The 4,297-nt window shown below is 76.4% G+C and carries 3 protein-coding genes; all 3 read right to left on the bottom strand.

What is annotated here, in order from left to right; genetic code table 11:
• On the bottom strand, positions 1–1,461 hold a 1,461-nt coding region (locus ABD353_RS39225), incomplete at its 3' end, for a WXG100-like domain-containing protein (RefSeq protein WP_486326989.1).
• Positions 1,462–1,607: 146 nt separating this feature from the next.
• Complete coding sequence (locus ABD353_RS39220) at positions 1,608–2,384, bottom strand: hypothetical protein (protein ID WP_344628506.1); 777 nt, start codon at positions 2,382–2,384, stop codon at positions 1,608–1,610.
• Between the two features lie 133 nt (positions 2,385–2,517).
• Positions 2,518–4,297: WD40 repeat domain-containing protein (locus ABD353_RS39215; RefSeq protein WP_344628505.1), on the bottom strand; the 1,780-nt coding region annotated here is incomplete at its 5' end.

Below are 4,297 nucleotides of genomic sequence, written 5' to 3'. Positions count from 1 at the left end.
GCCCCGGGGGGCCGGGGGCCCGCCGGCCCGCAGGCCGCCCTCCGCCCCGCCGATGGCGCCGGCGCCGAGTCCGGCCCGGGTGGCGTACCCCTTCGCGGAGGCGCCTCCGCCCAGTGCGCCGACACCACCACCGCCGCCGAGGCCGCCGGCTACGGCCGCGCCCCCGCCGAGATCACCGGCACCGCCGACGCCGCGGGCGCCGCCCGGGCCGCCTCCGAAACCACCGACGCCGCCGGGGGTCAGCGGCTTGAAGGAGCCGGCAGTGGAACGCGGTCCCCCGGTGGTGCCGCCGCCGCGGCCGCCGATCCCGACGATGCCGTCCAGCGGCAGCCCGCCTATCGCTCCGCCCGGCCCGCCGATCGAGGGGCCGCCCGGGGTCGGGGGGTTCCACGGGGCGAGGGTGCCCGAGCCGCCGCTGCCGCCCGCACCGCCGAGGGAGCCGGAGGAGCCGGGCAGGTCGGTGAGCCCGGCGAGGCCGAGGCGGGGGGTCAGCGGCGAGAAGACGGGTGCGCCTCCGGAACCGCCGGCCGAGCCGCCGCCACCGCCGAGGCCGCCCGAGAAGGGGATGGGCGCCGGCGGCTGGAAGGGCTTCAGGGCGCTGAGTTGGGGCTTGTACGCGGCCGCGCCGCCCGCACTGCCCGCGCCGAACCCGCCGCCGGGTGCTCCGCCGCCGAAGCCGCCGCCGGGCATACCGGGGGAGGACATGCCCGCGGCGGGGTCGAACGGCGCCGAGAGCGGTCCGGAAGGCATGGCGGGGCCGGGGCCTCCCGGCAGGGTGGCGCCGGTGGCCAGCGAGTCGATCCCGGTGGTGGCGGTGGGGTGCAGCAGGCTGGTCGGGTCGAGTGCGGCGTTGGGGCCGGTGGTGCGGGTGGGGGAGGTGCTGTCGCTCCCGCCGGAGCCGCCGAGCCGCGCCACCTGTCCGGCGCTGGTCATCCGCTCGACGTGTCCGGCGCTCTGCCGCAGCATCGTGTCGATGCCGGTGCCGATCTGGCCGACGTAGGTGTTGTAGGTGTCCGCGGCCGTCTTGATGCCCTCGGACTGGGCGATGTCGTCGTGCTTCCCGGCCGGATTCTGCTCCATGTACTCCTTGGCGTACTGGAGTTCGCGCACCATCTCGGACTTGGTCTGGCTGACGGCCTGGTGGGCGCCGCGCAGCGACTGGGCCATCGCGGCACCGGCGTCGAGGGTGGTCGCCGCGTGCGACTGGTCGCTGCCGGCGTACTTGTGCAGGTAGCCCTGGAAGCTCTCGGCCGCGGCGCCGGACATGTTGGCCATGGCGCGGTTGGCGCTGGCGACGATGGTGCGGATAGCGGGTTCGGCGGCGGCGCTCCACGCCTCCCAGGCGTCGGCGAGTTCCGCCAGCAGGTCTTCGTTCGCGTCGGGGAAGACGACACCGGATCCGTGTTCGTTGCTCTGGACGACCTTCAGCACTTCGGCGAGGTCGGGCGGCAGCACGATCATGACGAGTCGCTCTCTTGGGCTGGCCGGCTGGCCTGGGACTGGGGACCCGAGTCGGCGGGGAACGCCCGCTCGGACTCGATGCTCTTGGACATGTGACGTTGCGTCAGGCGGACCGGCGCCGGGGCGGCGCGTCCGGAACGGCAGGCTCAGATGAGCATGTTGCGTCCCCCGCCGTGCAGCGGCGGGTCCACGTCGTCGTCCGCGTGCCTGTTGTACGAGAGGTCGGGGGCGTCGGGGGTGTGGAAGGCGGGTTCGGGGGCGTGGTGCGTCGGCAGCGTGACCGGCTCGGGGGGCCTGATGCCGTCGACGGTGCGCAGCGGTTCGGAGAGCGGTAGGCCGATCGTCGCACGGTGCCGCTCGGAGATCGGCACGCCGTCGACGGCGCGCAGTGGTTCGGAGAGCGGTAGGCCGATCGTCGCACGGTGCCGCTCGGAGACCGGTATGTCGTCGACAGCGCGCAGCGGTTCGGTGGCCGGGATCCCGTCGACCGCGGTGAGCGGTGACACCGGGGTGCCCGGGGCGGCCGACTGCAGGGTGGTGGAGACCGGTGATGCGAGGGTGCCGGCCTCCGCGCCGCGGCCGCCGTTCAGCCGGGTGAGCTCGGCGGTCTGGGTCGCCTCGGTCTCCCGGTAGCGCTGCACCATGAGTTCGAGGTTGGCGGCCATCTGCGCCGAGTTCTGCAGGTAGGCCTTGACCCCGTCGAAGACCTGCTTCTGGTGCTCGGGGAGCCCGCCGACCGAGGAGGTGCCGCCGGTCAGCGACTTGCCGACGGTCTCGCTGCCGTAGGCCGTCGGCTTGATCTGGTTGATCACCGCCTCCAGCCGCGCCGTCGGCGCCTCGAGGTCGTCGAGCATGGCCCGGATCGCCTTGGTGGCCGCCTCCACCTCTTCCAGGTCGATCTTGAAGGACGACGAACCGCTCATGATGTACCCCCACCCCAGTTCCGCCAGGCTCTCGCCTGTCTGTGCCGGCCGCACTGCAGTGCCGCCGGTGGGCCGGCCCGTCGCACGGCGGGCCGGCCCTTCGGTCGATCGGTCGTGACCGTCGGCGTGCCGCTCAGAGAGCGGTCGCGCCGTCCGGGCCGACCGTGTACAGGCCCGTGTCACCGAACGCGATCGCGAGCGGGACCCGGTCCACCTCCGCCTCGTTGAGCAGCGCTCCGCTGGTGACGTGCCACAGCCGCAGCACCGCCTGCTGGTCGCCGCAGGCCAGCAGGGCCTCGCCGTCGAGGTCCTGCAGGGTGACGCTGCGCACCGAGGCGCCGCCGCCGGTGAACTCGCCGACCGCGGTGCCGTCGTCGGCGTTCCAGATCCTCAGGACGCCGTCGGCGCCGCCGGCGGCCAGCACCTCGCGGCCGCCGACCCGCCCGAAGGCGAGGACCTCCACCGGGCCGGCCGTGCCCGCGAGTTCGAGCAGCGGGAGGCCGAGCGCGGAGTCCCACAGCCCGACCCGGCCGGCCGGGCCGCCGGTGGCGACGACCTGGTGGCCCGCCACCTCGCCGGCGGCGAGGGCGGTGACGCCGTCGCGGTCGGCGGTGAAGCGGCGCAGCTGGGCGCCGGCGAGCGCGTCGCGCACCCGGACCGTCCCGTCCTCGCCGGCGGAGACCAGCAGTGCCGGTGCGTCGCCGACGGGCGGGCAGAAGGCGAGGCCGGTGACGGCCCCGGTGTGCGGGGTGGGCAGCGGCAGCTCGGTGCCGGTCCGGGCGTCGAGGCAGCGGACGGCGCCCGAGGCGGTGCCGCAGACCAGGACCGGCCCGTCGTCCGCGGGGCACACGGCGAGCGAGGTGACGGGGCCGCCGTCGGCGGTGGGCGGCCCGGGGCCGGGGCCGCCGGCCGCGTCCAGCAGCCGGACGGTGCCGTCGCCGTGGCCGGCGGCGAGCCGGGGCAGGCCGTCCGCCTCGAGGACGGTCAGCGCGTTGACGGGGTGGCCGCCGGCCGCCGCGAGTTCGGTGAGCCGGGTGAAGCCGGTCGGGTCCCACAGCGTCACGGCGCCGTGTTCGTCACCGACGGCGAGCACCTGGCGGCCGTCGAGGTGCAGCGCGGCGAGCGCGGTGAGCCAGCCCTGGCGGGCGGGGCGGCCGTCGACGGCGGTGCCGGTGTAGACGTCCCACAGCCGCAGGGTGCCGTCGAGGGCGCAGGAGGCGAGCAGCGGGTCGCCGCCCGGCTGCAGGAAGGCCAGGCCGGTGACCGAGGCGGAGTGGCCGGTGAGGACGGCGACGGGCTGCCCGGTGGCGAGGTCCCACAGGCGGACGGTCGCGTCGGCGCCGGCGGAGGCGAGCACGGCCTGGTTGCCGAGGGTGAGGACGGCGAGTGCGGTGATCCGGTCGGTGTGGCCGACCAGCAGGTGGAGCTGTTCGCCGGTGGCGGTGTCCCAGACCCGGACGAGGCCGTCGGTGCTGCCGGCGGCGAGCAGGTCCAGGTCGGCGCAGCGGGCGTGGCAGAGTGCGGCGGCGCCGGCTCCGGCCACGGGCAGCAGGCCGAGGCCGCGGCCGTCCGCGGTGCGCCAGGCGCGGATCTCGCCGGCCCGTCCGGCGGAGAAGGCGAGCGGGACGCCGTGCACGGTGGCGCCGGCCACCGCCTGGCCGCCCTCGCCACCGGCCGTGCCGTGCAGCAGTTCGCCGCTGACGGCGTCCCAGACCTGGACGGAGCCGTCCTCGCCGCCGACCGCGAACAGCTCGCGGCCGTCGGCCGGGCCGAGGGCCACCGCGGTGGGCAGGACGCCGGCGTCGGTGCCGGACCCGCCGAGTTCGGTGCCGTCCTCGAGCGCGGTGAGGCCGAAGCCCTCACCGGGCTTGGCGAGTGCGTAGGCCGGGCGGCCGCCGACGGATCCGACGGCG

The organism is Kitasatospora arboriphila, from assembly GCF_039528095.1.
Taxonomy (GTDB): Bacteria; Actinomycetota; Actinomycetes; order Streptomycetales; family Streptomycetaceae; genus Kitasatospora; species Kitasatospora arboriphila.
Note: the sequence above shows the minus strand (reverse complement) of the source record. Positions and strands in the feature narration are given on the sequence as shown.

Bases quoted from the DNA above. Each gene is read 5' to 3' on its own strand.
- ABD353_RS39220 (WP_344628506.1), bottom strand. From the start codon at position 2,384: ATGAGCGGTTCGTCGTCCTTCAAGATCGACCTGGAAGAGGTGGAGGCG.